A 1,455-nucleotide genomic window follows, 5' to 3' on the forward strand; every position below is an offset into this window, starting at 1 on the left:
GTTACGACTACGACGATCAGCACGTCATCCTGCAGCGGCAACTGAGCGGCGGCGCGAGCTTTTTCTGGGAGTGGGAACGTTCCGGCAAAGCCGCGCGTTGTGTGCGCCATTGGGCCTCGTTCGCGCAGATGAATACGCGGTATGTCTGGGACGACAGCGGCCGTGTCACGGTGCATTACGTTGATGGCAGCGAAGAAACCTACGTCCACGACGACAGCGCACGGCTGGTGCGCAAGGTCGAGGCCGATGGTGGTGAGCACCTCAAGGCTTATGACGCTGCGGGCCGGGTGATCGCCGAGCAGGATCCGCTGGGTGCGGTCATCGAATACCGCTACGACGACGTCGGACGGCTGATCGCGCTGCTTCCGCCGGACGATGAGCCAACGTCCTATGAGTACCGCAACGGTTTTCTGCACAGCCGTTCTCGTGGTGACGCGGTCTGGACGTATCGGCGCAACGCCGAAGGGGATGTCACCGAGGCGGTCGATCCTGACGGCCAGGTCACCCATTACTACTACGACACGCGCGGGCAGTTGCTGTCGATCCGCTATCCAGACAGCAGCCGGCAGAAGTTGTCGTGGAATGACCTCGGCCAACTGATCGAGGAAACCCTGCCTGACGGCGGTGTACGGCGTTTTTCCTACGATGCGCTGGGGCGACGGACGACCACTTGCGACGAACACGGTGCCGTCACTCGCCAGCAGTGGGATGCCATTGGCCGACTGGTTCAGACGACTTTGCCTACAGGCGCCACACGCGCCTACAGCTACGGCGCGTACGGCCAGGTCACGGCCGAGCGCGACGAGCTCGGGCGCATCACCCGTTACGAGTATGACGACGACCTGCATCTGGTCTCGCGCAGGATCAATCCCGACGGCACGCGGGTGCAGTATCGCTACGACCATGCGCAACTGCTGCTGACGGAAATCGAGAACGAGTCCGGGGAAAAGTACCGACTGGACTACACGCCCACCGGATTGATCCGACAGGAAACCGGCTTCGACGGCCGGCGCACCGCGTACGCCTACGACCGCAACGGGCACCTGCTGGAAAAAACCGAGTTCGGCGACGACGGCTCGACGCTGGTCACTNGAGGTGGCTTACACCTACGACCGCCTGGGCCGTTTGACCGGGGTCGATGACGGCCAGCAACATCCACTGGCCTTTGAATACGACCGGCAGGACCGGCTGATCACCGAGCATCAGGGCTGGGGCACCTTGCGTTATGCCTATGACGCCTGCGGGCAGCTCAAGCGCCAGCGTCTGCCGGACAACAGCACGCTCGACTATCACTACGCCAAGGGCGGCGCGCTGACCGCCATTGACCTTAATGGCACGCGGCTGACCAGCCACGTCTATCAATCGGGTCGCGAACAACAACGCCAACAAGGCCTGCTGCTCAGCGAATACGCCTACGACGATCAAGGCCGTTTGCTGGCCCACGCTGTAGGCCAT

1 pseudogene is annotated in these 1,455 nt (G+C 62.7%); it reads left to right on the forward strand.

Annotated elements, in window-relative coordinates:
* Positions 1-1,455 (forward strand): annotated as a pseudogene (locus tag B1722_RS28455) (type IV secretion protein Rhs); the annotation flags it as partial.

This window comes from Pseudomonas sp. SCPG-7, assembly GCF_002156405.1.
GTDB classification, from domain to species: domain Bacteria; phylum Pseudomonadota; class Gammaproteobacteria; order Pseudomonadales; family Pseudomonadaceae; genus Aquipseudomonas; species Aquipseudomonas parakoreensis.